Genomic DNA, 10,407 nt, shown 5'->3' on the forward strand with positions numbered 1-10,407 from the left:
AACAAATAGTATCATTTGCCTAATTAGTTGTCAACGTCAATTTAATATTTTCTCAAAAATAAGAAATAAGTTAAATGCCTCAGCGACAAGAACAATCATACCAAAACCAACAATATCCCGTCAAGCTGTTTTACCTAAAAATATGATTAGAATGTCATTTGCATATCTGATAGGCATTCATGAATTTCGATCGCTGTTAAATCTAGGTCATCAAACTCAAATTCATGAAATGGTCGATATTCAGTCAACTGAAACAATTGGGTTGTATGATCATAAGTTACACGACAAAGTTCAATGCCGAATTGTTCAAAACGACGTACCTGCTTTTGCGATGTATTATCCCGTTGCATCGCATACAGTCTACTCAAAATTTGAAATAATTTTGATTCCTCCATAAAATACTTTCCTTTCTGTTTACTTTAAGATTGCTCTCTAAATATAGCACAACTATGGTAGAATTGATTCTAATTAAATCCTAATAATATTATGAAAGAGGTAATGATTGTGAGTCTGTACCGTGATGATTTAAATTCACAGCTAAATGGTATTCAAGTTTCTGAAATCAGGCAGTTCGATGAAGTCGCTAGTTCAATTCCAGATATCTTGAAACTAACGCTTGGAGAACCTGATTTCAATGTTCCTACACATGTTCAGCTAGCTGCAAAAAAAGCAATTGACAATAATTTCTCCCATTATACGACTAACGCGGGTATTCCTGAATTGCGTCAGGCAGCTGCCAACTTTCAAAATCAAAAATACGGTCTCCATTATCAAGCTAATAATGTAATTACAACTGTCGGGGCATCCGAAGCAATAGCAGCTGCCCTAACTGCTATTTTGAATCCCGGGGATGGTGTCTTGATTCCTGCACCGATCTATTCGGCCTATTCTCCGTTAATAGCTTTGAACCATGGCGTGGAAGTCCGCATTAATACTCGTACCAATAATTTCGTATTAACACCTGAATTGGTTGAAACCGCTGTGCAAGCACATCCCGAATTACAATTTAAGGCCATTGTCTTAAATTACCCTAACAACCCAACCGGCATCACCTACCGTAAGAATGAGCTCGAAAAATTGATAGCCGTTTTTCAAAAATATCATTTATGGGTTATTAGTGATGAGATTTATTCAGAACTGACATATGGTGAGCAACACACATCGATCGCTACTTTAATCCCAGAACAAACAATTCTGATCAGCGGCTTGTCAAAATCGCACGCAATGACTGGTTGGCGACTTGGATTTATCTTTGCAGATGTTGCTTTAATTGAACAAATCAAGAAAGTGCACCAATACTTAGTTACTTCTGCCACCTCCATCGTACAAAAAGCTGGTGTGGAAGCTTTAACAAATGGTGCGGACGACGGACTTAAAATGGCAAAAGAGTACGTTCAACGACGCGATTATGTCTATCGTGAAATGACATCAATGGGTTTTGAAATTGCTCGACCGGATGGCGCCTTTTATATCTTTGCCAAAATCCCCGCTGAATTTAATCAAGATTCAATGGCATTTTGTCAGGACCTGGCACATAAAAATCACCTCGCCCTGATCCCTGGTCATGCATTTGGTACTGAAGGTGAAGGTTATGTTCGATTGAGTTACGCCGCCGACATGGCCAGGTTGCACGAGGCAATGAAGCGATTGCGAGCCTATATGACGGATTCTACAAATAAAAACTAATTAAACAAGCATCGCACCGGTGAATACCAGTTGCGATGCTTATTTGATCGGTTTAGGGATAATTATTTTAACTGAAACGAAGCCAAAATGGCAGATTATTTCGCCTAGCGTTAGGCTCATACTCTAATCGCCTTTTTGACCACTCTTGATTTTATCTGGTTTAATCACCAGTGCGAACATTCCTGCAAACATCCCAAAATAGTATGTTAATAATCGCCATAGTAGCATTGCCAATACTAATTTGCTATTTGCCCCAATGAAGCTCGAAAACAACACGGAGAAACTGTACTCTGCTCCGCCCGCACCACCAGGAATTGGGAACAACGAAATAATCATCACAATTAGAATGTGCAGACTCGTTACCATAATTAGATTTAGACCATGTACACCCAGAGATAACATGATGAAATACGGAATTAAGTAATAGAATAATAACTGGAAGAAAGTTAAGATTACAACTTCCAATAGCTTAACTCCCTCAGATTTAATTCGTAAACTTTCTTGATAAAAGTTATCGATCTTGCTGTCCAAATTAGCTTTCATTGCAGCAAATTTTTCAGCTGAGCGAAACCATTTGATCGGGCTAATCAGCAAGTTAACTAATCGCTTAGTGAATCCATGCCAATACATAATCATCAACAGGCCAACGATTACCGTCAGGTGAATTAAAAAACCGAACACCACTAATAGTGACAGGGCATGTAATTTCACTGCAATATAGTGAAAGCCGATCATCAAACTAAACAAAAAGTTAATCACAATCATCGCCTGAAAAACAACAAATTTCATGAGTAACACAGAACTTGCTTGACCTGCGTCCACTCCGCTTTGCATCATCGCAATTAACTGCGCCGGTTGCCCACCAGTTGAAAACGGCGTTATTCCATTAAACAACTGTTCCACTAACGGTACACGGAGTGCGTTTTTGAATGTAAAATCCGGGTGGCGGTCCGCCATGAATACTTTGACCACGACCCCTTCTAAACCTAAATACAAGACAATGCAAATCACAGCAACCAAAAACCACCGCCAATGTAACGTGGCTAAATCATGAAAGATGGCCGACAATTTGACGTCGCGTAATGAATATCCAAAAATTAAGATGCCGACAAGCAACATCACTATGAGCACAATTTGATTGCGTCTTGACATTTTTAATCCTCTTTTGCCTGATGTAGATAAAAGCGATGCCAGATCTTGGCGAGATGGTCTTCTGAATAGCGTTGTGACGCAATCAATGATTTATCATGCAGAAACTTAAGCCCTGCAGGATTATCTTTCAACAATGATATCTTAGCTTGCATATCAGCGACGTCATCTGCCGCTTCATAATAACCGTCGATGATTGAACGATATAAATCTAAATTGCGCAATAAAACGGGAGTCCCACAACTGAAAGCTTCTAAAACTGACATTGGAAATAACTCATTGTAAGACGGTAACAAAAACAAATTAGCCATATTATAATAATTAGCCAATTCATGGCGGTCAACTATACCAGTAAACTTCAAGTTAGCTGGTGGATTGTCAACCACTTTTTTTAGTTCTGCATAGCCATCAGTAATGCGCCCAAACGAAAAGCCACCTGCCCACACAAACTGAATGTCGGGATTTTGTTGTGCCAAGGTAATGAAATCATTGACACCCTTGCGTTCCTGAATCTGCCCTGTCCCTAATATTATGAATTGGTCTGCATCAAAGTGATATTGTTGCCGTAATGCTTCAATTTTATCAGCTGGTAATTCGTGAAATTCATCGTGATTAACAAAATTAGGAATATAGGTAATCTTACCGCGGTCAATGCCATTGGCCTCCAGCTTACTAATGAACGAAGGATTCACGACAACAATGTGATCCATGCGGCGGTAAAACGCCAACACATACCAATAAAAAATTGCCCGAAACGGCTGTGGAATTTTGATACTACCCTCCAACGTTTCCGGCAAAAAATGAACGTAACCAATTTTACGACCTCTGCCTGGTAAAAAGGTTGACAGGAAAAACGGAAAGTTAATCGTGTGGTAGTGACTAATCTGGCTGCGGCGATAGCGATTAATTTTAATATCAAATTCACCGCTAAATCGGTCCTGCAATAATTGCATTAGTTCCAGATAAGCACTGCCAACTCCTTGTCCCTTAACCTTATCAGCAGCAGAAAACATCGTAATTTTTAACATTTATTATCCTCGTGGTCCGCGAAACAGATTCACTGGTTCATGACTTTCTTGCGCCAGTGTAATCTGACTATCGCGATAAAATTTAAGTACTCGTTTAGCAAAACTTTCAGCTGAAATTTCATCAAGCTTCTTAGCGCGGCGATTGGTATCTTCAGCTGTCGTAGGTTGCGTCAAATAATTGACCACATCAGCCACTAAATCAGCTTTCTTTTGGAAACTGTGACCAATTGCTGGATCATCGATTAATTCGTCTGTGTATGGGCTGCGCATGACCACAATTGGTAAATTCGATGCCAACGCTTCAATATAGGTTAGCCCTTGGGATTCAGAATCAGATGCAGCAGCAAACACGTCCGCCATTTGATAATAGTGATACACGTCATTATTGTTGACTTCACCAGTGAATGTAACGTGGTTTGTCAATTTCATTTCAGCGACCTGATTTTCCAGCGTCTCTTTAGCTGGACCATCCCCCACAATTAAAAGCTGGGCAGTCGGTAATTTAACCAATATATCCGGTAAAGCCTCAATGAGCTCATGAATATTTTTCTCAAAAGCCAAGCGACTTAACGATAAAATCACCGGTGTGTCATCAGTATAGCCTAATTTTTGGCGTAGATCGTGCTGCTCAGCCGGGTTATCAATTTTTTGATAGCGTGCCACATCCACACCGGTTGGAATAATACGAATTGGTGACTTCACGCCATAGCTTTCCAATGTTTTTAGCACCCGTTCACTTGGTGCAATGACACCCGTCATATGCAACAAGTACAACGACACCATTTGTTTAACGTTTTTAGGCTTTAAAATGCGACCATTGGCAATGTAATGAAGGTAATCTTGATACATTGTATGATACGTATGCACACACGGAATGTGCAGTGCACGCGCCACTACTTTACCAATCCAGCCAAGTGAAAATTCAGTTTGGTTATGAATCACATCCAAATCAAGTTCCTTGGCAATGCGGTAGGCTTTAAAAAGCCCGCGAATGGCAATGCGACGATCGGTAAAGGAAACAAATGGAACACTAGCAACCCGAAAAATTCCGGGCTCAATTTCGTCTTTATCAACTTTAGGATCAGTGGTTGTAAAAATATAAACGTTATTCCCCTGAGCTGTTAACTCATCACGTAACGTTTTAATAGAAGTTGCGACACCACTGACCTGTGGAAAATATGTATCTGTAAATAAGCCGATGTTCACAAGTGTTCTCCTTCAATTCTCAAATCTGGTTAATAGATTATTTATTTTACTGCGTCTTACCTGCCAGCATTTCTGGTCACTGTCAGACTGTAATCATTTTAATTGTACTAAATCCTTAGCTGAATATCAATTTCAACCCGAGAAATTCAACGGTCTATATTGTACCGTAAACTACTAAATAAACCAAATTGATTCACCGACAAATAGAGCATCAGCCGTTAATAATTAGTTGCAGGTTAAGTGCCCATAGATAAGCACTGGCGGCGTTTCTCAGCTGAACAGTAATTCATAAACACAGGCTATTCAAAATATCCTTAAGAAACTAATAAATCGAAAAAATCCCGTACTCTCAACACGTGAAAGTACAGGATTAATTAATGACGCCGTTATTTAATATCTAATTGCTTAACAAGTTCGATTACTTCTTCGTTGGATTCGGCATCCAATGCCTGATCAACTAATTTTTGTAATCTAGTGGTGTCTAATTTTTTCATTAATGAACGAGTTTGGAGCATTGACGTTGCACTCATCGAAAATTCGTCCAAGCCCATGCCCATCAATAACGGCACAGCAACTTGGTCACCAGCCATTTCACCACACATACCAGCCCATTTACCTTCTTGATGGGCGGTATCAATAACCCGCTTGATCAAGCGTAGCAGAGATGGATTATATGGCTGATATAGATATGACACATGTTCATTACCACGATCAGCAGCAAAGGTATACTGAATCAAATCATTGGTGCCAATACTAAAGAAGTCAGCATACTTAGCCAGTTTATCGGCGATCATAACCGCGGCTGGAATTTCCATCATCATTCCGACTTGGATATTGTCAGCGACACGCTGGCCTGCGTTAACCATTTTTTGCTTTTCTTCGTCATAGATTGCACGTGCCTGCTTGAATTCATTAACCGTCGCGATCATTGGGAACATGATGGCTAGCTTACCGTAGTTAGATGCACGCAATAATGCCCGTAGTTGAGTTCGAAAAATCTCTTGCCGATCTAAACTAATTCGAATAGCCCGGTAACCCAAGAATGGGTTCATTTCTTCAGGCAAAGGCAAATACGGTAGGTGCTTGTCGCCTCCGATATCCATTGTCCGAATAACCACTTGTTTGTCACCCATACCGGCAATAACTTTTTTATATGCTTCAAATTGTTCGTCTTCAGTTGGTAGTTCAGCCGAGTTCATATAAAGAAATTCTGATCTAAATAGTCCAACAGCCTCACCACCATTATCCAACACGGCAGCTAAATCATCAGGTGTTCCAATGTTAGCAGCAATATCAAAATGTTTGCCATCAGCACTCTTGGTGGAGCTGTCTTTTAACTCACCCCACTCAGCCTGTTCACGCTCAAATTGGGCAGCCATTTGTTGGTATTGGTCAATTTCTTCATCACTTGGATTAACAATCGCCTTACCATGAATACCATCAACAATAACGGTATCGCCATCATTAATAGTGGTAGTGGCATTTTCTGTTCCAACCACTGCCGGAATTTCGAGGGTCCGTGACATAATCGCAGAGTGTGACGTCCGACCACCAATATCAGTAATAAAGCCCTGCACAAATTGACGATCCAGTTGTGCCGTGTCACTAGGGGTCAAATCATGCGCCACCACAATTGATTGTGTATTGATCAATGCCGGACTAGGTAACTTAACTCCCAATAAATGGCTCAACACTCGCTTAGTAACATCCCGGACATCCCCAGCACGTTCCTGCATATATGTGTTGTCTGTCATTGCCTCGAACATTGCAATATAAGAATCGGTCACTTCCTTGAGTGCTGATTCTGCATTGACATGTTCTTCGTTAATTTTCTTTTCGATCCCACTAATTAATTCTGGGTCAGCCAAAATAGTGATGTGCGCCTCAAAAACAGCCGCTTCTTCTTCACCAAGTGACTTAACTGCGTGTTGCTTAATTACTTCAAGCTCATCTTTAGACGTAGCAAAAGAATCATGAAGTCGTTGGACCTCATGATCCTCGTTTTCAATCACCTTTTTGTCAAATGACAAATCAGGATCAACTAACATGTACGCCTTAGCAATCGCAACACCATTACTAGCAGCAATTCCATTTAGTTGATTTGACATTAAGCTGAAAGTCCTTCCTTAGTCATTGTTTCGCTAATCGCAGCAATGGCTTCTTTTTCGTCGGCACCTTCTGCTGAAATCGTAACATTAGCATTTTGACCAACGCCAAGTGACATAACGCCCATGATTGACTTTAAGTTTACGCTCTTACCTTCGTATTGTAAGGTAACGTCTGAGCCAAACTTAGACGCAGTTTGAACCAAAATAGTTGCTGGACGTGCATGAATTCCTGTTTCTGCTGTGATATTAAAATCGCGTTTTTCCATATGTGATCAATCTCCTTCAAGATTAAAAATTAAGTAGAACCTCAGCCCAATTGGTATGAAAGTTCTTTCTGCACTTTATTCTAGCAATTGTAAGCGGTAAATACAAGCATAAAACAAAGTGTGGTACGTTCCCGTTTGTAATCAGTATAACAGATCTTTTAAGCAACCGCCTGTAAGTGAAATTTTAGTCATCTTTTTCTAAATGATATTCAATTTCACCACCGCGCTTTGCGGTGCCAACAATTTCTTGCCGAAACTTATCTGCGCGGTATTTAATTTGAAATGCCATGAATTCCTCTGGCGTAATTACAAAGCTATCAATTTTACCTGCACGCAAATCTGCCATCATTTGCTGATAATCTTTTTCCATTACTGCACTTCCATTTCATTTAATAGGTACAATTATAGCTGAATTAAATTATTTTGTCAGATTAATCAAAATTTTAGCAATCAAAGCCACAGAGTGCTAAAATTTAGTTATTGAAACGAGAGTTTTAGTTTAAATTAGAACGCTTAAAGCTGCTGTACCAGCACTTACAGCCGCTTAAAAAATAAACTAAATCACTTGCATTCAATTAAAAAGTATGTATAATGTAGTCAATGGTCAAGAAAGGTCAAACTTTTCTAGCCAGTCAATTTAAAACTTAAAGGAGGTTTGCATATGTTATGTCAAAACTGTCATCAAAATCCAGCAACGATTCACCTACAGGCAACCGTTAATGGACAACGAATGCAAGTTGACCTCTGTCAAAATTGCTATCAATTAATGAAACAAGCACAAAACAACTTGATGAATGGAGGCGGCAATGGAATGGCACAAAATCCATTTGGCTTTGGCAACTTAGACGACTTGTTGCGTTCAATGCAACAAGGTCAAGGTGCTAGCAACGAGCAATCACAACAGGCTTTTGCTAACCAAACCCAAGCGCAAAATGGGCAAGGCGGTGGCAAAGGCAATGGCGGACTGTTAGCTCAATTCGGGATGAACTTAACCGAAATGGCAAAGGCCGGTAAAATTGACCCAGTCATTGGTCGTGATAAGGAAATTGCCCGTGTGATTGAAATTTTAAACCGGCGGACAAAGAATAACCCCGTCTTGATTGGTGAGGCTGGTGTTGGTAAAACTGCCGTTGTGGAAGGATTAGCACAAGCAATTGTGGCTGGTCAAGTGCCACAAAAATTAAGTAGTAAGCAAGTAATTCGCTTGGACGTTGTTTCCCTGGTTCAAGGAACTGGGATTCGGGGTCAATTCGAACAACGCATGCAACAATTAATGGAAGAAGTTTCCAAAAACAAAAATGTCATCTTGTTTATTGATGAAATTCACGAAATTATGGGCGCTGGTAATGCTGAAGGCGGCATGGATGCCGGTAACGTTTTAAAACCTGCCCTTGCCCGTGGTGATTTCCAACTTGTTGGTGCAACCACATTAAACGAATATCGCAAGATTGAAAAAGATGCAGCATTAGCTCGTCGGTTCCAGCCAGTTCAAGTCGATGAACCATCCGTGCAAGAGACTATTCAAATTTTGAACGGGATCAAGTCACGTTACGAAGACTATCACAACGTTAAGTATACTGATGATTCAATTAATGCTGCCGCTAAGTTATCGGCTCGTTATATTCAAGACCGTTTCTTACCCGATAAGGCAATTGACTTGTTAGATGAGGCTGGTTCAAAGAAGAACTTAACTTTGAAGACGGCGGATCCTGCAACAATTGAGAATGAAATCCACACTGCTGAGGCTCACAAGCAACAGGCACTGGATAATGAAGATTATGAAAAAGCAGCCTTTTATCGTGACCAGGTTACTAAACTGGAAAAAGCCAAGAAGGATGCCGAGGAAAACCATAGTGATGAAGCAGCCACAGTAACAGTCAAGGATATGCAAAATATTGTGGAAGAAAAAACCAACATTCCGGTTGGTGATTTACAAAAACAAGAAGAAACGCAGTTAAAGGATTTGGATGCTAAGCTTGAAAGTCACGTGATTGGCCAAAATGAAGCAATCAACAAGGTTTCCCGGGCTGTTCGTCGTAACCGAATTGGCCTAAATAAGTCTGGTCGTCCAATTGGCTCCTTCCTATTCGTTGGACCAACTGGTGTCGGTAAAACAGAAACTGCCAAACAACTGGCCAAAGAATTGTTTGGTTCCGAGGATTCGATGATTCGCTTCGACATGAGTGAGTACATGGAGAAACATAGCACCTCGAAGTTAATCGGGTCACCGCCAGGGTATGTTGGGTACGAAGAAGCTGGTCAACTGACTGAGCAGGTTCGTCGTCACCCTTACAGCTTGATTTTACTTGATGAAGTTGAAAAGGCCCATCCAGATGTTATGCATATGTTCTTGCAGATTTTGGATGATGGTCGTTTGACAGATTCACAAGGTCGGACGGTCAGTTTCAAGGATACAATCATTATTATGACGTCAAATGCTGGTTCCGGGGATGCAGTCGCAAGTGTTGGATTCGGTGCCGAAGCCGCTGGTGACACACACTCTGTTCTCAACAAATTAGGCGATTACTTCAAACCAGAATTCTTGAACCGATTTGATGCGATTGTGGAATTCAATGCATTGACTAAAGACAACTTGACTCATATCGTTGGTCTAATGATCGATGATGTTAACAAAATGTTGGCTGACCGTGGACTATACGTTCACGTCACTGCGCCAGTCCAGGAAAAGCTGGTTAATTTAGGTTATGACCCTACCATGGGTGCGCGTCCATTACGCCGAGTGATCCAGGAACAGATTGAAGACCGAATTGCTGACTTTGTCCTTGATAATCCAAAGATTAAGAACTTAACTGCTAAAATTGTGGATGGCAACATCACGCTGGAAGCAGCAAGTGAACAAGAAGTTGCAACACCGGTTGACGGCGCTGCGGCTAAGAAAGATTAGTTCGTTCAAAACACTTATCATTTTTTGGTAAGTGTTTTTTTATTTAAACAATAATGTTT

General features: G+C 40.5%; 9 protein-coding genes. 2 read left to right on the forward strand and 7 right to left on the reverse strand.

Features of this window, described 5'->3' with window-relative positions; genetic code table 11:
- Positions 1-146: 146 nt before the first annotated feature.
- The gene (locus tag WDC_RS08280) at positions 147-395 is read right to left on the reverse strand and encodes a YkuJ family protein (RefSeq protein WP_044011391.1); all 249 of its coding nucleotides are present in this window, start codon (positions 393-395) and stop codon (positions 147-149) included.
- Between the two features lie 109 nt (positions 396-504).
- Here WDC_RS08280 and WDC_RS08285 point away from each other — a divergent pair, with 109 nt between their 5' ends.
- A complete protein-coding gene (locus tag WDC_RS08285) occupies positions 505-1,686 on the forward strand; it encodes a pyridoxal phosphate-dependent aminotransferase (protein ID WP_044011392.1) in 1,182 nt (393 codons plus the stop codon).
- Between the two features lie 123 nt (positions 1,687-1,809).
- Here the strand turns inward: WDC_RS08285 and WDC_RS08290 are convergent, their stop codons facing one another.
- The 6 genes from WDC_RS08290 to WDC_RS08315 form a co-directional block, all read right to left on the reverse strand.
- Entirely contained in the window at positions 1,810-2,838 is a 1,029-nt protein-coding gene (locus tag WDC_RS08290) for a lysylphosphatidylglycerol synthase transmembrane domain-containing protein (protein ID WP_044011393.1), read from the reverse strand.
- 2 nt (positions 2,839-2,840) lie between these two features.
- Positions 2,841-3,863, reverse strand: a complete 1,023-nt coding sequence (locus WDC_RS08295; protein ID WP_044011394.1) for a glycosyltransferase family 4 protein — start codon at positions 3,861-3,863, stop codon at positions 2,841-2,843.
- A gap of 3 nt (positions 3,864-3,866) precedes the next feature.
- Positions 3,867-5,069, reverse strand: a complete 1,203-nt coding sequence (locus WDC_RS08300) for a glycosyltransferase family 4 protein (RefSeq protein WP_044011395.1) — start codon at positions 5,067-5,069, stop codon at positions 3,867-3,869.
- 386 nt (positions 5,070-5,455) lie between these two features.
- Positions 5,456-7,177: a phosphoenolpyruvate--protein phosphotransferase gene (ptsP, locus tag WDC_RS08305; protein WP_044011396.1), complete on the reverse strand. Its 1,722-nt coding sequence runs from the start codon at positions 7,175-7,177 to the stop codon at positions 5,456-5,458.
- Positions 7,177-7,443, reverse strand: coding sequence for a phosphocarrier protein HPr (locus WDC_RS08310; protein ID WP_044011397.1), 267 nt, complete (start codon positions 7,441-7,443; stop codon positions 7,177-7,179). Before WDC_RS08310 ends, ptsP begins: the two co-directional genes overlap by 1 nt.
- A 184-nt stretch (positions 7,444-7,627) precedes the next feature.
- Positions 7,628-7,813 (reverse strand): hypothetical protein, encoded by a 186-nt coding sequence (locus tag WDC_RS08315; RefSeq protein WP_044011398.1) that lies wholly within the window; start codon positions 7,811-7,813, stop codon positions 7,628-7,630.
- Positions 7,814-8,104: 291 nt separating this feature from the next.
- Between WDC_RS08315 and WDC_RS08320 the strand changes: the two genes are divergently transcribed.
- The gene (locus tag WDC_RS08320) at positions 8,105-10,348 is read left to right on the forward strand and encodes an ATP-dependent Clp protease ATP-binding subunit (protein WP_044011399.1); all 2,244 of its coding nucleotides are present in this window, start codon (positions 8,105-8,107) and stop codon (positions 10,346-10,348) included.
- Positions 10,349-10,407 lie beyond the last annotated feature (59 nt).

Source organism: Paucilactobacillus wasatchensis (assembly GCF_000876205.1).
Taxonomy (GTDB): Bacteria; Bacillota; Bacilli; order Lactobacillales; family Lactobacillaceae; genus Paucilactobacillus; species Paucilactobacillus wasatchensis.